The 17,158-nt window shown below is 41.3% G+C and carries 15 protein-coding genes; 7 read left to right on the plus strand and 8 right to left on the minus strand.

What is annotated here, in order from left to right; genetic code table 11:
• Nucleotides 1–20: 20 nt before the first annotated feature.
• Both VB836_RS19625 and VB836_RS19630 read left to right on the plus strand, forming a co-directional pair.
• Nucleotides 21–1,580: an SLBB domain-containing protein gene (locus tag VB836_RS19625; protein WP_323221775.1), complete on the plus strand. Its 1,560-nt coding sequence runs from the start codon at nt 21–23 to the stop codon at nt 1,578–1,580.
• 293 nt (nt 1,581–1,873) lie between these two features.
• On the plus strand, nt 1,874–4,150 hold the full coding sequence (locus tag VB836_RS19630; protein WP_323221777.1) for a GumC family protein: 2,277 nt from the start codon (nt 1,874–1,876) through the stop codon (nt 4,148–4,150).
• A 130-nt stretch (nt 4,151–4,280) separates the two neighbouring features.
• Here VB836_RS19630 and VB836_RS19635 read toward each other — a convergent pair whose 3' ends face one another.
• The 5 genes from VB836_RS19635 to VB836_RS19655 form a co-directional block, all read right to left on the minus strand.
• Entirely contained in the window at nt 4,281–9,449 is a 5,169-nt protein-coding gene (locus tag VB836_RS19635) for a sacsin N-terminal ATP-binding-like domain-containing protein (protein ID WP_323221778.1), read from the minus strand.
• Nucleotides 9,450–9,501: 52 nt separating this feature from the next.
• Nucleotides 9,502–10,866 carry an S-layer homology domain-containing protein gene (locus VB836_RS19640; protein WP_323221780.1) on the minus strand — a complete coding sequence of 455 codons (1,365 nt, stop codon included), beginning with the start codon at nt 10,864–10,866 and terminating at the stop codon, nt 9,502–9,504.
• Nucleotides 10,867–10,942: 76 nt separating this feature from the next.
• Complete coding sequence (locus tag VB836_RS19645; RefSeq protein WP_323221782.1) at nt 10,943–11,626, minus strand: SDR family oxidoreductase; 684 nt, start codon at nt 11,624–11,626, stop codon at nt 10,943–10,945.
• A gap of 109 nt (nt 11,627–11,735) precedes the next feature.
• Nucleotides 11,736–12,944, minus strand: coding sequence for an 8-amino-7-oxononanoate synthase (gene bioF / locus VB836_RS19650; RefSeq protein ID WP_323221784.1), 1,209 nt, complete (start codon nt 12,942–12,944; stop codon nt 11,736–11,738).
• On the minus strand, nt 12,944–13,177 hold the full coding sequence (locus VB836_RS19655) for a hypothetical protein (protein WP_046282394.1): 234 nt from the start codon (nt 13,175–13,177) through the stop codon (nt 12,944–12,946). Before VB836_RS19655 ends, bioF begins: the two co-directional genes overlap by 1 nt.
• Nucleotides 13,178–13,370: 193 nt before the next feature.
• Between VB836_RS19655 and VB836_RS19660 the strand changes: the two genes are divergently transcribed.
• The gene (locus VB836_RS19660) at nt 13,371–13,538 is read left to right on the plus strand and encodes a metallothionein (RefSeq protein ID WP_072075632.1); all 168 of its coding nucleotides are present in this window, start codon (nt 13,371–13,373) and stop codon (nt 13,536–13,538) included.
• 84 nt (nt 13,539–13,622) lie between these two features.
• On the opposite strand, the gene VB836_RS19665 is transcribed toward VB836_RS19660, so the two are convergent.
• Nucleotides 13,623–14,639 carry a hypothetical protein gene (locus tag VB836_RS19665; RefSeq protein WP_323221786.1) on the minus strand — a complete coding sequence of 339 codons (1,017 nt, stop codon included), beginning with the start codon at nt 14,637–14,639 and terminating at the stop codon, nt 13,623–13,625.
• Between the two features lie 131 nt (nt 14,640–14,770).
• On the opposite strand from VB836_RS19665, the gene VB836_RS19670 reads away from it, so the two are divergent.
• Nucleotides 14,771–15,280: a GNAT family N-acetyltransferase gene (locus VB836_RS19670; protein WP_323221788.1), complete on the plus strand. Its 510-nt coding sequence runs from the start codon at nt 14,771–14,773 to the stop codon at nt 15,278–15,280.
• Between the two features lie 218 nt (nt 15,281–15,498).
• Here VB836_RS19670 and VB836_RS19675 read toward each other — a convergent pair whose 3' ends face one another.
• Nucleotides 15,499–15,738: a type II toxin-antitoxin system HicA family toxin gene (locus tag VB836_RS19675; RefSeq protein WP_323221789.1), complete on the minus strand. Its 240-nt coding sequence runs from the start codon at nt 15,736–15,738 to the stop codon at nt 15,499–15,501.
• On the minus strand, nt 15,731–15,997 hold the full coding sequence (locus VB836_RS19680) for a type II toxin-antitoxin system HicB family antitoxin (protein WP_323221791.1): 267 nt from the start codon (nt 15,995–15,997) through the stop codon (nt 15,731–15,733). The genes VB836_RS19675 and VB836_RS19680 overlap by 8 nt, the downstream gene beginning before the upstream one ends.
• Before the next feature lie 290 nt (nt 15,998–16,287).
• Here VB836_RS19680 and VB836_RS19685 point away from each other — a divergent pair, with 290 nt between their 5' ends.
• From VB836_RS19685 to VB836_RS19695, 3 genes are all read left to right on the plus strand, one after another.
• Nucleotides 16,288–16,452 (plus strand): hypothetical protein, encoded by a 165-nt coding sequence (locus VB836_RS19685; RefSeq protein WP_323221794.1) that lies wholly within the window; start codon nt 16,288–16,290, stop codon nt 16,450–16,452.
• A 184-nt stretch (nt 16,453–16,636) separates the two neighbouring features.
• Nucleotides 16,637–16,867: a hypothetical protein gene (locus tag VB836_RS19690; protein ID WP_323221796.1), complete on the plus strand. Its 231-nt coding sequence runs from the start codon at nt 16,637–16,639 to the stop codon at nt 16,865–16,867.
• Entirely contained in the window at nt 16,864–17,133 is a 270-nt protein-coding gene (locus VB836_RS19695) for a type II toxin-antitoxin system RelE family toxin (RefSeq protein WP_323221798.1), read from the plus strand. The genes VB836_RS19690 and VB836_RS19695 overlap by 4 nt, the downstream gene beginning before the upstream one ends.
• The last annotated feature ends 25 nt before the right edge of the window (nt 17,134–17,158 follow it).

Raw genomic sequence — 17,158 nt, forward strand, 5'->3', positions numbered from 1 at the left:
GCAGTCGAAAATTAATCGAGATGAAAACTTTGAGCGATTATCAACATCTTTTTCAGAAAACAACAATTGCTTCCATAACGCTTTTGGGATTTTCTCTGCCCTTGTTTGTGGGCGTTGAAAGCGCAAAGGGTCAGTTTCTTCCTCCTCCACCTGTTGCGGTTCCCACTCCAACGGTTAATCCTGCACCTGCACCCATTTCTGAGGGGTATATTCTTGGTGTAGGCGATCGCGTCCAAATTGATATTTTTAATGTTCCTGAGTATAGCGGCCCGAATGGTCAACATCAGGTTTCCATTGATGGTGCGCTGAATTTGCCTTTGGTGGGGACGGTGCCTGTACAGGGGTTAACAACCGAACAAGCGACAGAAGCGATTAAACAGCGTTATGCGGAATATTTACAACGGCCCTTGATTTCACTGACTTTGCTTTCGGCGCGTCCGATGCAAATTGCGATCGCGGGAGAAGTTCAGAGTCCCGGTGCTTATACCTTCTCTGGGATAGCAGGCGGTAACGCTATGCCCGGTAGTGTAACACCTAGTTCTGGCGGTTTGCAACTGCCTCGTGTGACGCAACTGTTGCAAATGGCGGGAGGAGTGACGGCGTTGGCTGATATTCGTCAAGTGAAAATCCGTCGTAAACAGCCTGGTTCTACTGTAGAGCAAATTCTGAGTGTGGATTTGTGGGAACTGCTACAAACGGGAGATTTGCGTCAGGATATTAGTTTGCGAGATGGAGACACGGTTTATATTCCTACCGTAACTGATCTTGATCGCGTTGAAGCCCGTCAAGTGGCGGTGGCGAATTTTGCGAGTTCGACGTCTCAACCGATTAGTGTAGCAGTCGTGGGAGAGGTGAACCGTCCAGGAAGCCATACGTTAGCGGCGTCGCAGAATACACCCGGATTTGATCCTGAAAATCCTCAACAACCGACGGCTTCTCCCAGTGTGGAAGGGATGGGAGTATTTACGGTGACGAGGGCGATTAAAACCGCAGGCGGAATTACAGCGATGGCGGATATTCGCAGTATTGAAGTTCGTCGCCTCAGTCGCACGGGAACTGAACAAGTGATTTCTGTGGATTTGTGGTCGCTGTTGCAAGAAGGGGATTTGACTCAGGATATTGTACTCCAGCAAGGGGATACAATTGTGGTGCCAACTGCGACAACGGCGAATTTTAATCAGTCGGATAATGTGGCAATGGCGAGTTTTTCTCCAGATGCCGTTAAAATCAGTGTCGTTGGAGAGGTAATGAGGCCAGGACCGATTGAAGTGCCTCCGAATACTTCTCTTAATCAAGCGCTGGCAGCAGCCGGGGGATTTAACCAGTCTAGAGCCAATACAAAGAGCGTAGAATTAATTCGGGTTAATGCGAATGGAACGGTAGTTCGACAAACGATTGCCGTTGATATGTCTCAGGAGGTGAATGAGCAGAATAACCCTATTTTGCGCCATAATGATGTTATTGTCATTGGACGTTCTGGCAGTGCCGCTTTTCAAGATGGGGTTGGAGGGGTATTAGGGAAGTTAGGCCCCGTTAATGGAATTTTTGGTGTCTTGAGATTTGTGGGAATTTTAGATTAAAAATTGATAAATTTTCGGGTGTGAGGAGCTAAGTTAACCCGATTCTAGACTGTTAATTGAAGGGGCTGAGTTTTGATTGATTATCCTGAGAAATCAAGCCCAATCTTCAGGGTAAACTTTTAATTCTAAACACTTGAAGCTGTCTCCTTCTCAGGATATGATTGAGATCAAGCTTTAAACTTTCAGTGACTAGAATCAGCTTGGATTGCTATCTTTATCGTTTTCAGTTCGGTTGGTCATCTATTGGGAACAACCTCGATCAAAACGCTTAATCAACAACGGCTTATACTACAATGAACACCGGAAAAAATATTCAAGTCTCAGTCTTTCATCCCCAGAACACAAACCAGAATTTTGCAACAGCCTATCCTCTTGAAAGAGGTTCGTTTGTTTACAATTCTGATGTTTATTCTCAACCCCATTCTCGGGGGGAAAATCAATTCTGGAAAGGGATTTGGCGTCGGGCGATTTTAATCTTAGGAATTACTGCTGCTACGACATCCGGGACTTACCTGTGGACGAACCATCAAACCCCAGAGTATCGCGGTTCATTTCAACTGTTTATTCCTGAGAATTCATCCCCAGAAATCGGACAAACTCTTTTAGAACAACCGCAACCAGAACTCAGTTATGCGTCTCAAGTTAAACTGCTGCAAAGTCCCAAATTAATGTCAGGAATTATTGAGACGATTAAAACTCGATATCCTGAAATGAGTTACAGTTCGTTATTCAATAAAAAAACAGGTCAAACTGCCTTTGAATCCGATAAATTATCGATTAATCCCATTCCAGATACTCGTATTTTAGAGGTGAGTTATCGGGATACAGAACCGCAGAAAGTGCAGTTTATTCTCGAAAATATTGCGAAAAGCTATATTGATTCTAGTCGTGAAAAAGAACGTTTCGACCCGAACCGTGAGAAATTGAAATTAATTGATGCTCAACTTAATCCTTTGCAATCTAGGGTTGAAACGATCAAAAAAGAACTGTTGAATCTACAGCAGAAACATACCTTTATTACACCAGAAATCAAAACTCAACAACTCACCGAACAAATTAGTCAAATTGAAGCGGAAAAACTGGAAACACAAGCGCAACTTGAGCAGCAAAGAGCAGGTTATTTAATGTTGCAACAACAGCTCGGACTGCAACCCGAACAGGCAATGTTAGCCTCAGCTTTAACGCAATCTCCGCGTTATCAAGCGTTACTCCAAAAGTTGCTGGAACTCGAAACCAATATTGCCATAGAATCGGCTCGGTTTACCAGTAAAGCCCCACAAATTCAAGCCTTACTCGACCAACGCGAACAAATTTTACCCTTATTGAGTCAAGAAGCTGAACGGGTTCTAGGACAGGATTTGGCGAATATTGACCCGAAAATTTTATCCTTTCAAGACTCGATTCGTATAGGATTAATTCAGCAATTAGTGACAACGGCGAACCAAATTTCAATGTTGGAAATTCGCACCCAAGTTTTAGAGAAAGCCGCTCAACAGTTTAATCAATCGGCTGAAGGTTTTCCGGCTGTCATGCGACGTTATACCGATTTAGAACAAGAATTAGAAGTTGCAACCAGTCGTTTAAATGATTTATCCCTTAAACGTCAAGAACTTCAGTTAGTCGTCACTCCCCCGCCACCGCCTGCTTGGGAACTGATTGCCGAACCCAATATTCCTCGCAACCAACAGGGTGAACTGATTAGCGTTTTTCCGATTATGCCCTTAAATTTAGCGCTCGGTGGACTAGCGGGGTTAGCGTTGGGAATTGCAGCCGCACAGTTGCTTGAACGTTTAGATAATGTTTTCCACAATACCAACGAAGTCACCAACCGAGTACCGCTACCGTTGTTGGGTGTCATTCCCGCCAGTGATGAAGCGTTGATGCTTCCGGCGGCTACTCTGCCTCGGATAGCGGTTTCTCCTCAACGAACCTATGAACCCAGTTGTACGCCGTTTCAAGAGGCGTTTCGTTCCCTGAGTGCGAATATTCGCCTGTTAAACCCCGAAAGTCCAGTTCGTTCCTGTGTGATTAGTTCCGCAACCCCTGCTGATGGGAAGTCAACCGTCGCGATGAACCTGGCAATGGGAGCCGCAGCGATGGGACAACGGGTGTTGTTAGTCGATGCTGATTTGCGTCAACCCAAAATTCACCGGATGTTACAACTGTCTAATGAACGGGGTTTGAGTGATATCTTGATTCAAAATCTAGAGGTTCAGGAGGTGGTACAGAAAACCCTGGGCGATGAAAATTTGTATGTGTTAACGGCGGGTCAACCGATTTCAGACCCCACACGCTTGTTATCTTCGACGGTGATGCAGGCGTTAATGCGTCAGTTAGCCCAGGTGTTTGATTTAGTCATTTACGACACGGCACCGTTGTTAGGGTTGGCAGATGCGAACCTGTTAGCGCCTCATACGAGTGGGTTAATGATGGTTGTAGGTGTGGGTAAAACTGACCGGGCGGCAGTTGATTTAGCGTTGCGAGAACTTCAGATGGCGGGTGTTCCTGTGTTGGGAATGGTTGCCAATGGGGATAAGCAAGAACGCAAATATTACGCGGCTTATTATTAAACTCTAAAAACGGTTGTTTTGAGGGGGAAATTAACCACAAAGGCACAAAGTCACAAAGATTCTTGTTATTGGTGTCTCTGTGTCTTAGTGGTTGATTCTAGCTTTGAATAGGAACCACAAAGGCACAAAGTCACAAAGATTCTTGTTCTTGGTGTCTCTGTGTCTTGGTGGTTGATTCTAGCTTTGTAACAGTGGGATAACTGCCGTTTGCAATTAAATTCCAGTTCAAAATCAAGTCATTAGAATCAGCCGAAAATTCTATTCCCTGATTTAATTCTGCTTGTTGTAAGGTTTGCCAAACTTCCCGAATTTGAATCATCTCAGGGCGGTTTGGGTTGCTAACAGAAAAACAAACAATCAGTAGTTCAGCCGTTGGAGTTTGTTTGAGAAATAACCATTCTTGCTCTTGTAGCGAGAGCGTTACTGAACTTGAATCAAGCGTTTTAACAATGACTTGAATTTCGGGTAAACTTTCACTCTGACAAGACCAATCAAAAACTTTGTTATTCCCTAGATTAATAGTATCATAACCCAGGTTTTTATACAAGGTTTTGGCGAATTCTTTTGATGAGGTTATCTCTGAACTCGCAGTTTCAGAGTATTGGGAAGACGATAAACTGCAAATTCTCAATTCATCTAAAAGTGAGTGTATTTGAGTCGGTTTAGCATCTATTAAACTTGCTAAGGGGAGTAAGTTTTCTAAGCCAAACTCACCGAGATGATGATTCAAGCTTTCTGTTAAATAAGATAGCATAATCCAGCGATTGGGACTACTGAGAATGTAGAAGGTGTTTTGTGAAGTATCGAAATAATCGGTTCCGGGTACATCTTCTGCAATTTGCAATTCATCCTGCAAAAATAAGTTAACGCTAATTTGACTGACGGGTTGAACTTTGACTTGAGTTAAAAAGTTACTATCACAGATGAACTCTAAATCCTGTTCGTGAACAAATAACCGTTTTAAGCCTTCTAAAAATTCTGTTGAGTTAATCGTAAATTGCCATTTTTGACACCATTGTAAACTTTGGATATCTTCAGTTGGATGAACATCAACAGGTTGTTCACTCACATCTCGCAGTAATGAAAGACTTCCGCTTCGTTTGGCTAATTTAGGAGAAACTTGAGGATGTAGCAGGCGTTTGGGTTCAATATAGTCTTTCCGCCAAGGTGCATCTGGAATTAAAATTTCTGTCGCTTCACACAACAGATTCGCGGCTGTTAATAACAGAATATTATTCACACTTTTTTCCTCTAAATCCAGTTGTAATTCCAACCGCTTGAACACCTGAATTACACCGTTAATATCTTCTTCAACGAGAGTCAAAAACCCGGTTTCTTGTTGGGTTTCTTGGGGTTGAGAAACCGGGTTTTTCTGAAAGTTGTTCAAATCTTCTTCCGTGAGAGTCAAAAACCCGGTTTCTTGTTCTTCCGCAATTTCTTCAATAAAACAGAGGTAATCTTCTACAATTGGGGATTGACGTTGACCTAAAAGTTGATAAACTTCTCCAATTTTATGACAAAATGAAATGGTAGTTCGACGTTTACCAAAAAATGGAACAGGTTCAGTAAACACATGAACGGGTTTCCAAAAGGTTTGGCTCGACTCATCCCATAAACAACAACGCCCTTCAAAACGTTCTCGAATATTCTGACGTTGTTCCTCTGTTGTCTGACGGTTATCGACAAAATGTTCGTAGAGATATTGATAAATTTGACGCACAGAGTTGAGGGTTATTTCTGCTTTTTGGGGTGTGGGTTCTTCTAGAGTTTCCCAAGTTTGAATAACGGCTTCAAAATGGTTGATAACATCTGCGGGAGCAATTATTATAAATCCTAGTTTTTCTTGAATATGTTGAGGAATCTGTTTTTTTTCAATGGAAAAAATAGGCTTCTGACTCGCTACCCAATAAGCTTCATCAACAAAACAAACTTCATCGGCTTTATAGAGTCTATTTTCCGGCGAAATTGCAGCCGCATAATTATTGAGAAATTCCAGATTTTGTTCGACGGCTAACCACGCTTTTTCTCGCAAGGCTTCCGCCAGAGTTTTACTCCCATTATTAACTCGATGATCCAAAATATTGCTATTTTTTACAACATAGGAGAATATTTCTAATACAGCATCTCGAACTGTGTCTATTCCTGAACGAATAGCCATTTGAATAAACTGTTCGATACAAGCAAATATATCCTCAGCATTGGGACTATCCTGCATTCCCAGTTGAGAGAAAAACTTCAGCCAATTTTCAAGTTCTTCTGTATAAAACTCAACATCAGGAAATACCGCTTGATTCCCTAAAATTGTTTTGACAATTTCCCGCTCTGGATGGTAGATTAAAGTAGGCGATCGCAATCGTCCATCGTTACACCGTACTAAACGTGCTTTTTTGATTTTATCTAACAGTTGAGAATAGTTACTCGGATTTTCTTGCAAATCTGATTTAATACTGTTGAGATTATCTCGTATCCAAGCCAAAGCAATCAACTGTTCTTCGTCGGAAAGGTAGGGATATTCTCGCAGCAAACAGTCTTGAATAAATGTCACTTTATCCAAAACGGGAACTTCCAAAACTTGGAAGAATTTCAGCCATTTTGTTTGAAGGTTTCCTAACTTCAGCAGTTTAAGTTCACCGCCAATTTCTGGGGGTTGGTAGCCATCTTTAGGAAGATAAACGGGTTCATCGGTTAAGTTCACAACCTCATCATAAACCGTGAGGTAAATGGGAAGTTGACGCAACTTTTCCAAACGTTCGTCATTATATTTGTTGTCACCCGCTACCCATTTTTTATCGGCTAAAAAGTCCAGCAATACTTCACAATGTTCGGGATGATAAGGAGAAAGTCCCGGTTTATAATGACTGTGAATGGTATCGACTACATCGGAACCTGTTAAAAACCAAATGAGTTGATTAGGCTGTTTTTTTGCAAAATCTATTATCGCCTTTTCCAGATTGGGCGATGCGTTAACAATTTTTACGCCAAAATATTGTAAAGATTCTAATGTTTGCTGACTAATACTGCCAGAAATTGATTCATCAAAAATTAATGGTGTTGTCGCCGAACCTGCCCGATAGAGTTTTCCATCTGTTGCGGGAACGAGGGGAATTGTTTTCAATTTATCCTGAACCGTATTAGCATCTCTCGAAGGGAGGTAGTTTGTAAAATACTGATAAACTTTCGTTAGCCATTCTGTGTTAGGAAGTTCAGTATTATCAAAATTCAAAGTTAAACCCTCAGTATCTTGAGTATCTAAAATAAGAGTCAATTTACTCGCGACTTCTAAAGGAGTCATTTCCGAAACTCCTGTATAACTTGTAGAGACTATTCCTGACAAATTTGGATGAAGGAACCATTCAGGATAACTAACAAAAATTTCTCGAACTAAGCTGATATAAGTATTGTCAACTTTAATTCTAGCGTTGTCAAAATAAACCGTTCCAGTTGAATTATATCCGAAAACTTCTAACTTGTTATTCGCCAAAACCGCCAACGGTAAACCCCGCAAATCTGAATAACCATCATTCACACAATATCGGAGTAAATGGTAAATCCAATCTAACCGTTTTAAACAAGGTTTGGGAGCATCTTTTAACTCAACATTCAACGAACGATGTTCAATTAAATGCTGTCGCAAGTCTGCGGGATAAAAGGGTTTTATTTTACAATTAAAAGCTTCAAATGCTGAAATAATCGCTTGGGGTAATTGAGGTTCAGCAATATCAATTTTCTCAACTCGTAGCGGTTCTAATAAATGTTTATACCAATCTCCACTCAAAATTTTAACTGTATTAGGACAAACCCAGCGAGTGCTTGAAATCACTTTAATATTGTCTTGAATGTCGGGTTCTCTATGTTCAACCGCAGAACGAACTACGGGTTTACAATAAAGAAGCCGAATGGTATAATCATTCAGATGCTCTAAAGCTTTGCTGGTTGTAATTTTTTGAATAGGCCAAAGTTGATAATATTCTTGAGGATTATATTGTCCTAAATCTTCGACCAAATCGGCAATTAAATTCGCACAAGCATGGGAAACAACATGACGCACTAATAACTGATTCCAAATGGCTCTGGGACTGTCTTTTCCCGTTTGTCCGAGGTCACTGCTGAGGTTATCTCGCGAACTATTTAAGTTAAAAAATCCGTTAATATGTATCGGAAACTCCGTCTCTAAAGGAAGGGGTAAAAAGCAATAAACTCGCCCCCGAATGGGTTCTGTTTTTTCCCCCTGACAAGAAGTAGAAATTCGAGCCGCAGCCCCCGCCCAAGGTAACACTTTCTCCTGACTTTCATACATGGCGGTGATCACATTTGCGAGTTCTTCACCGTCATCAATTCTAATCACTTGCGCCACTCGCCAAATTGATGTTATCGTTTGTTTTAAACTAACCGTTTCGATTTCATGGCGATAGGAAATAGCGGCAGCGTCTTGATGGCGACAGTGTTCAATCAATAAATTAAAATCATCAGGAATTGCATTTAAAATCTTTTGACGGGCTTCTTGAACCTCTTGAGGATTTTTAGTGGTAATTCTGAGAATTTCTTCTCGTGTTCCTTCACTATCCGCCGGAATTTCATAAACATGAATGGACTGAACAGACTTGAGAAACAGCAACAATTCTTCGCCACTCGCGATTAATTCTTGCAAAAGTTCTCTAATATTAGATTCAGTAAATGCTTGCTTGCGAATTTCACTTTCTTTCGCCTGTGCTTTTGTTCTTAACGGTAAACGAAATAATGTTCCTTGAAAATCTTCGCTATTTTTGGGAAGTCCTCCCGCTTCGTAAACCTTCATAAAATCGGGATAATTTTCCCACCATCGAGGCGCAAAAATCCATTCTCGTCCCGGTTCTTGTCTAGAAGTACCCGGAACTGCATTTCCGTGAGGGTCAAAAAAGATGAGGCGATTTCGAGAGATAAAACTCGGATAGTCTGTCACGTGATAAACTGCGTTAAACCCAACCCCAAACCGTCCAGTTTTTTGTAAATCTTGTGCTTTTTCGCTTTGTCCTAAACTGCGAATACTGTTAAAATCTCGCTCGGTAAATATGCTATTATTATAAATGAGCATTGCAGGCCCTAACAGTCTAACCATCCGTTCATCAGGAAGGTTTGAAGCCCTATGAGTCCGCCAGTCAAGAGTGATTTCGACTTGGGTTGCTCTGGCATCATCTGCATTTTGAATCAGTTCTTTAATGATACCAACGCCTTCAGGATAGTCTCGAATAATTCCCCGCAAACGAGCAATTAAAGGTTCAAACTGATAAAATGAGGTTCCCGTGATTAATTCATCGCCCATCGCTTACTAAGAATAATGTTTGGTTGAATTTTAAACGGAATTGAGTAACAACTTAATTGCTAGAATTTTCACTCTCTTCAGTCTGACGTTGAGCTTGTAAAACGTCTTGGGCGGAAATCCCATCACCTTGAAATCCAAAATACCACAAAGCAGAAGCGGCTTGAGCGCGAGTGACAGGTTTTTTGGGTTGAAATAAAGTCGTAAACCCAAACACTCGGCGAATATTGGCGTTGTCACCGTTATCAAAATCGGCTAAAATCGCTCGCAACGAGTTAGAATCAATTTTACTGCTATCTTGGAACCCCCAGCGTTCTTGAACTGCATCTACAGTGGCTTTGGGTAACGCCTGACGGGTATCTAAGGGAACTTTCCACAAAATCATCTCTTCGCGGGTTAGAGGCGCGTCAGGGCGAAATGTAACGGCGGCGCTATCTCCTGACAACGAACTTGAGATTAAACCGGCTTCGGCTAACCCTTGAATTTCGGAAAAGTTTGGATGCGTTGGGGGAACATCGGTAAAAACAGGTTCATCGCTGGGAACTCCCAGACGAATTTGTTTGGCGGAGGTATTGCTGTAAAAGTTGTTATTGGCGTTGACTAACCATCGCGCAAACTCGCCTCGTGTTATGGTGGCGTTGGGGTTGGCTATAATTTGATCGCGGTTGGCGGGGTCTTGAGTACGTCCGGGTGAAGATTGCAATATGCCTAATTTTGACACATCACTGACAAATTCTCGCAACTCTTGAGGAACAGTTTCTAGGGCGGGGGAGGGGTTGGAAACTTGGGGTGAATTTGTCGGAGAGGGAGTTGGGGAAGCGCTAGGAGTCGGCGACTCTGTAGGGGTGGCAGAGGGAGTCGGTGTATCGTTAGACGTGACAGGTGGAGGCGGAGGGGGAAGGGGAATTGTCGAGATAGATTTGTCAGAGTTTTTCGCAATATTCCCATCTTGAATATAACGAATTTCAAAGTTTGTTTCTGTGCTAGAAATGGTATTGGGTTCTAGAGAAAGGCTGACTTGTAAATTATCTTGACGGGCGACAAAAGAACCTTCGCCCTCGGGGTTGGGACGTTCAAGAATTTGCCAATTTTTGCTTTGAAATTCCTGTTGGTAATAGGTTTCGACTACGTTAATGGGATCACTGGTTTTCCAGCGAGTAATCACATCGACTTCTGACTCTTTTTCCGATGCGGTGACATCTTGCAGTGTGGCGTTAGGATAAAGGGGAATTTGCGACGGAAAATTTTCAGGTAGCTGGACGAAGGTTTGATCAGTATTGTTAGAATTGGACTGATCAAACGGTTGATTATTTTGCAGGAGGGGATCGGGTTTAAATGCCTCTTCGAGTGAAGAATTGGCACAGGCGTTTAAAGAAGCGATCGCGATCGCTAAACCAGCTAACTGAACGAAACGTTTCACGGGTTTACAGTTGAAGTCAATGAGTGAACAGAGTTGATTTTGACGGAGCATCCCCAGTCTACAAACTGTATTTTAATTATACCGGAACACTGACCGGAACTCCGTTTTCTTTGGTGGAAAGTTTCAAAATATAGGGAACGGCTTTTTTCACCCAAACGTTTAAGGGGGTGTAGGAAGCTGCATCTTCACCATAGCAAACTTCTAGCATATCGGTGTGAATCATTCCCGGACTTAAAGGAATAGCGGCTAAACCGGGGGGTAACTCTTGGGCGAGGGCTTGAGTCAGTCCTTCTATCGCCCATTTTGATGCACAATAGGGGGCGACTTGCGGCGAGGTTGAACGTCCCCAACCGGAACTTAAGTTAATCACAATTCCCTGTTTTCTTTCGATCATCGCGGGTAATACATGGCGGATCACGTGGGTAACACCTTTGATATTCACATCAATGACTCGAGAAAATTCTTCGCTGGTAACTTCCCAAAGGGGTGCTAAATTATTAACCAATGCTGCATTGTTGATCAAAATATCGGGGGCGGAAACTTGCGATAAAAACTCTTTTGCCCAGGTTTTGACTTGATTTTCATCGGTGACATCCACAACGGTAAAATGATGGGGTTTACCATATTTTTGACTCAGTTCTTTAATGGCTTCTCGCGATCGCGCACAACCAATAACAGTATGTCCTAATTCGATGAAATCTTCGGTCATCGCTTTACCTAAACCCCGACTCACCCCGGTAATTGCAATTACTTTAGTCATTTTTTCCTTAATAAACTAACAGTTTAAACTTCCTTTTGGGTCGGGCTGGTTTAACAAGGTTGTTTTCAGAAGTTCAAAATCTCTCTGAACCCGCCCCTACAGAATGAACTCAACCGACTTCTTCGTTTGTTAAAATTGAGAATAACACATCGACTAACTTTTGTAAGTGATGTAATTTATGAGTAGCCATTAGTGTAATCCGAATTCGGCTGGTACTGACTGTTGGCGGACGAATAGCCGGGGCAAAAATTCCTTTTGCTTTTAACTGTTGTCCGACATTTAACGCCGTTGTTGCATTCGGAAGATGAACACAGAAAATCGGAGAATGAAAACTAGACCAAGACTCAAAAAAATTGTCTGTACTTGTCGTTTTTCCCTGGTGTTCCTGCAACAACTGCTTGAGCTTATTGATATTCTGCCATAATTGAGCGCGACGTTGGGGTTGTTGGTGAATTATCTTAACAGCTTCTAGGGCGGCTGCGGTATCAGCCGGAGTTAACCCAGTCGTATAGATCCAACTGGGGGAACGGTTTCGTAAAAAATCAATTAAACTCGCGCTTCCCGCCACATATCCCCCTAAACTTCCTAATGCTTTGCTGAGGGTTCCCATTTGAATTAAGGGTTGTCCGGTACAGCCAAAATATTCGACACAACCCGCGCCTGTTTTCCCTAAAATTCCTGTTGCATGGGCTTCATCCACTAATAGCATACAGTTAAATTCTGTCGCTATTTCTAACAACTCTGGTAAGCAACATAAGTCCCCGTCCATGCTAAAAATACTATCAGTAATGATTAAAGTTTTCCGATATTGATGGCGGTTTTGTTGCAGAATAGTTCTTAGATCTTCGCTGTCGTTATGCTGATATTCAAGAATGGTTGCCCCACTCACTTTTGCACCCGTTTTGAGGCTAGAATGATTGTATCGATCTGATAAGATTAAATCTCGTCTTCCTACTAATGCGGAAATTGTGCCTAAGTTTGCTAAATAACCCGAACTAAAAACAATGGCATCTTCTGTTTGTTTGAGACGGGCAATGGCTAATTCTAATTCTCGATGTAAATGGCGGTGTCCGGTGAGTAAACGAGATCCTGTTGTTCCGGTGCCAAATTTTTTTGTAGCAGCAATTGCGGCATCAATTAATCGTTGTTCTCCGGCTAACCCCAAGTAATCATTACTGGCAAAATTAATCAGTTCTTGCCCTTCTAAAATAACGGTTGATCCAGGACGGCTTTCTATTGCTTTTACACTGCGATACCAGTCCGCCCGGTGAATGGTTTCGAGCGATCGCTCTATCCAACTATAAGCATCTATTGACATTATTCAGACTCAGAATCTAGATCAAATTTTTCTGGATATGGAATTTCAATGCCTTCACCTCGAACCGGAGGTAGTTTCTCGACTAACCCCATGTTAAAAGCGATATCCGGTAATTCCCCGGCAATATATTTTCCCGGTTGAAAGACACGGCTGGGGGTAAAACAGGTTTGTCGAAGTTCCACGACTTCGGTTTCATCAAACATTCCTCGAAAGAGTCTGCGTTCAAGTCCCATAATCTATCCCTCTCGCCTGACAAGTGGATGGATTTTCTCACTTTAACATTACCCGTAAAAGTTATGGGTTTCAATTGATCTTTTTTTAGATTTTCTACGGATGAGAGAGCAATTCTAAAGAAAAGTTAAAAATATATCTGAATATCTGTTCAGATGTTAAATTTAAAGGAGAAGCTCACCCGGAGAAAAAGCCATGACTAGCGTTACTCAAATGAAATGCGCCTGTGAATCTTGCCTGTGTGTCGTTTCCCTAGAAAGTGCCATCAAAAAAGACGGCAAACCCTACTGTTCAGAAGCCTGTGCAAATGGCCATTCTAACGGTTCAGGCTGTGGTCATACGGGTTGTACCTGCGGTTCATAACCAATTCCTGACAGTTATCAGTGATGCAGTAACCAGTTATCAGTAAATAGGAAACAGGGTAACAGTGAAAAAACTGGTAACTATTCACCGTAAAAACTGGTCACTGATAACTGATAACTGGTCACTGTTTAGCGTGCCGTTTTGACAAATATTTTCTAAGTTTGCACCCGAGGCACAAGCGTGTTCGGCCATTGCAAAAGCGATCGCATCAAATAAAGGCGCCGCCCACTCTTGTCCAGCTTGAATTGATCCCGCTTTTTGAACAATTTCTACGGCTTGTGCAACTTCAATAATAGCAACATTGGGATTATATTCTGCTGCACGTTCAATGAGGGGATGCCAAGCGAGAGAATGACCTTCTTTATCACTTTTTCCGCCCCTAACTCTCGGCCCAATATTGTAGAGTTGTTGTTGTTGGTAAAACGGCATAATTCGGGATTGAATGCGATATTCCCACCACAAATCCCTCGAATGCAAACCTGTTACTAACATCTGCGCCCCTGGACGTGGATTTGCTGCATTAGCAACATTAGCATCCGCCGTTAATACAATCGTTTGAACGTGAGAATTGCCTTTATGAACTCCCGCAATAAAATGTTCTAAGGCTTGAAAACCCTCAATACTTTCACCATACATTTGAATGGTTGGCGTTAACACAAAAAAACCTAATGCTTCTAACCGTCGCTTCATTTCAATAACGGTAATTGTATTCCAAAATTGACCAATAGGAACTCCATTAACAGATGCTCCGGGTTGTACACCATTGGCGGTATATTGAAGGGGTAAAATAGCGATGGGTCTGTCAGTATTAATGCGAATAGGGGCGACATCGGCGTGTGTCCAGTTGCGTCCGGTATAGTTATAATGAACTTGATAAATACCCTGTCCGGCTTGGTATTGATAAAAGCGTCCATCGGGTACAATGGCAACCATTTCGGTATAATTAGAAGTGTCGGTTTTTTCGGGTTTATCGAGGGGTAAAGATTGCCTACAACGTTCGTAGAGGTAGGCTCGTGAGGAGGTGCAGTCGTCTGTTGCGTAGGCGGGTGAGAGGGCGAAAATCGTGATTATTGCCGAACAGAGTGCAATCTTTAATTTCATTTTGGGTTGATTGGAGTTCACAAAACATTTGATTCAATAACGCTCCACTTTACCAAAAATCAGGGGAAATGATACACTCTTGCTGTACAATGGTTTTAACGAGATTTAAGAAAACGTTGAGAGGATTTACAATGTATTCTCTTGAAGCCAACTGTATTACTGAAAGAATAAGTCCTATCTTTGACCACGACGGCCGTGAGTATTATCTGGAAGTAGAGTATATTTACTATGAAAATTTTAAGACAATTTATCTTTATTTGATTAGATGTAAAAGAGAATCAGAAGTTGCCAGGGCAAATTGTATATTAGAATCTAGAGGAGAAATGCTAATTGCAGACATTGTTATTAATAACAATATGGAGTTTGCAAGTTTGAACGATAAGATTTTTCGGTTGACTCACTGGAATGAACCTGTTGACTATCGTAGAAAGGGACTAGGAACTTATCTTTTGCAATATATTATTGATTTAGCAAAAACAAAAGGAGTTAATAAGATTTATGGTTCTTTAACCGAACAAGATATTAATGAGAACCCGAATCTAATTAATTGGTATAAGAAACATGGATTCAAAATTGAACCTCCAACAAGTGAAGAAATTGGAACGGCAAAACATCGAATATGTTTGTATCTTAAAGATTGATATTAACTTACAACTCGCCGAATAAGTTAATTAAACAGAAAAAAATTAATGAGAGATTTAAGTTTTCAATTCAACAAAGTTTTGAGAAAGAGAGCGGGTGTTAAAATCTGAGTTCAGTGATAATATTTAAGAGAGAGCAGATCGTTATCAAGAGAAACTAATTTATTGGGCTTAATGTTATGATTTGCTAAAATACAGTAAATTCCAAAGTGAGCTAATTATTTTATTAATTGTTCAATTTCTTCATCAGTAAAACCAAATTGTCTAAAAATCCTTAACACATAAGCGGGGGACATTTCTTTAGCCCCCATATCTATCGGCACAATTCTTTTGGTTGCTTCCAACTCCCGAATGTATAAACGATGATCTCCTTTTCCCTCTCGATAAAATTGACACCCAGCTTGTTCTAAAATTTTAATGAGTTGTTTGGGCTTGAGGGCGGGTATGTTTTTAGGCATAAACTTTCCTCAATTCATAAATCTCTGTTGACGGTTCCGTGTCTTCAAGTGTCAAAAATTCGTGCAGTTCTTGAATGGAGATTGGAGAAGAATAAACATTATTTTCTGATTGACAAGCCTCTTCAAAAGATGCGATCGCCTCTTTGAGTTTGTCAATGGCTTCTTGGGGGGTTTCGCCTTGTCCGACCAGGCCGTTTTCAAGGGATAATGAAACCCAATAGTCTTGGCTTTTTCTCAAAACAACAGTATAAAAATTCATGGTTTTTGAGGATATTTTTGTCTCAGTTTAACTAAGAATTAGGGAGGTTCAACTATTTTATCTAAGTTATAACATAATTTCAAATCAACGGGGTTTTTGCGAGAATTAAGGCATCTTCACCGAAATTTAACGAAAAAACGGGGTTTGCGATCGCCAAGTTCGGATATAATTAAACCGGATTCTTATATGAAAACAAGGGCGAGAGTGAAAATCTGATGTATTATGATAGACATAGTGATTCCCTAAAAGAAATGACTCTGTTGGAAACTATCATACAGGAACTTTCATCAGTGCCAGAACCATTGCTTATAGAAGTCTTGAACTTTATCCAGTCTGCTAAAAATGACAGGCTTTTAGTCTCCGAATCATCCACACCCCGCATTCCGAACCTACATCAAGGAGAAATTGGGATCGGCGATGATTTTAATGATCCTTTGGGTTTTTGTGATAATTAAGGCATCTTCACCGAAATTGAACGAAAAAATGGGGTTTGCGATCGCCAAGTTCGGGTATAATTAAACCAGATTCGCAGTAGGGAGTTCAAATGATGACTGAGGGTTTCCAGGACAGGCCTATTCAATAGCCTAATCGTTTCCTAATACAATAGGGCATTGAATAACGAAAGGAGCAAAAACAGCAATGAATCGTCCAAAACTTGAATACATAATAGATTCCAATGGTAATCAAACCGCAGTAGTTATTCCGATTGAATTATGGAGACAAATCTTACCTCAAGATAATGAGTCAATCGAAACAATGACTGAAAATATTGAGGACTATTGCTTAAACAAAGCGATGGATGAAGCAAAAACAACTCCTCTTCTTAGCCGCGACCAAGCGATTGATTTTTTAGCGGAGGAAGATGATTGAAAGTTGAGTATAGAACGCTGTTTTTGAGAGACTTAAAGAAACTCAAAAAACAAGAGGTTTATCCGTCTATTTACGAGTTGGTCTTCACAACTTTACCAGAAGCTACATCGGTTCAAGAGTTGCCCAATGTTAAAGCATTGGTTGGAACGGAAAACCGATATCGCATTCGAGTTGGCAACTATCGGATTGGTTTTGAAGTCAATGAAGACCGGATAGAACTCATGCGAGTTCTGCACCGTCGGGAATTTTATCGGTATTTTCCTTAAAGAAAACTATTACGATGATAGAATA

It is taken from the genome of Limnoraphis robusta BA-68 BA1, from assembly GCF_034932365.1.
Taxonomy (GTDB): domain Bacteria; phylum Cyanobacteriota; class Cyanobacteriia; order Cyanobacteriales; family Microcoleaceae; genus Capilliphycus; species Capilliphycus robustus.

Excerpts from the sequence above, each read along its gene's own strand:
- VB836_RS19625 (WP_323221775.1), top strand. The coding sequence starts at position 21 with ATGAAAACTTTGAGCGATTATCAACATCTTTTTCAGAAAACAACAATT.
- VB836_RS19630 (WP_323221777.1), top strand. The coding sequence starts at position 1,874 with ATGAACACCGGAAAAAATATTCAAGTCTCAGTCTTTCATCCCCAGAAC.
- VB836_RS19635 (WP_323221778.1), bottom strand. The coding sequence starts at position 9,449 with ATGGGCGATGAATTAATCACGGGAACCTCATTTTATCAGTTTGAACCT.
- VB836_RS19645 (WP_323221782.1), bottom strand. The coding sequence starts at position 11,626 with ATGACTAAAGTAATTGCAATTACCGGGGTGAGTCGGGGTTTAGGTAAA.
- bioF (WP_323221784.1), bottom strand. The coding sequence starts at position 12,944 with ATGTCAATAGATGCTTATAGTTGGATAGAGCGATCGCTCGAAACCATT.
- VB836_RS19655 (WP_046282394.1), bottom strand. The coding sequence starts at position 13,177 with ATGGGACTTGAACGCAGACTCTTTCGAGGAATGTTTGATGAAACCGAA.
- VB836_RS19660 (WP_072075632.1), top strand. The coding sequence starts at position 13,371 with ATGACTAGCGTTACTCAAATGAAATGCGCCTGTGAATCTTGCCTGTGT.
- VB836_RS19665 (WP_323221786.1), bottom strand. The coding sequence starts at position 14,639 with ATGAAATTAAAGATTGCACTCTGTTCGGCAATAATCACGATTTTCGCC.
- VB836_RS19670 (WP_323221788.1), top strand. The coding sequence starts at position 14,771 with ATGTATTCTCTTGAAGCCAACTGTATTACTGAAAGAATAAGTCCTATC.
- VB836_RS19675 (WP_323221789.1), bottom strand. The coding sequence starts at position 15,738 with ATGCCTAAAAACATACCCGCCCTCAAGCCCAAACAACTCATTAAAATT.
- VB836_RS19680 (WP_323221791.1), bottom strand. The coding sequence starts at position 15,997 with ATGAATTTTTATACTGTTGTTTTGAGAAAAAGCCAAGACTATTGGGTT.
- VB836_RS19690 (WP_323221796.1), top strand. The coding sequence starts at position 16,637 with ATGAATCGTCCAAAACTTGAATACATAATAGATTCCAATGGTAATCAA.